The 216-nt window shown below is 69.4% G+C and carries 1 pseudogene; it reads left to right on the forward strand.

What is annotated here, in order from left to right:
- Positions 1-216, forward strand: a pseudogene (locus BN358_RS26890) (alpha/beta hydrolase); the annotation flags it as partial.

The following is a 216-nucleotide window of genomic DNA, read 5'->3' on the forward strand; positions in this document are numbered from 1 at the left end:
CGGGCTGATCGGCAAGCTGGCAATGCTGGGCGACACGGACGGACGCATCTCCTCGCTGGTCACGATCTGCACGCCGTTCCACGGCTCGAGCCGTGCCCGGCTGCTGCCGCTGCCGAGTGTCACCCCGTTGGCGCCAGGTCATCCCAGCCTGGTGGCACTGGGCGACCCGGACCCGGTGAACGCCCGGATCACTTCCCTGGGCACCACCTTCGACGA

The sequence above is a fragment of the Sedimentibacter sp. B4 genome (assembly GCF_000309315.1).
In the GTDB taxonomy this organism is placed as follows: domain Bacteria; phylum Bacillota; class Clostridia; order Tissierellales; family Sedimentibacteraceae; genus Sedimentibacter; species Sedimentibacter saalensis.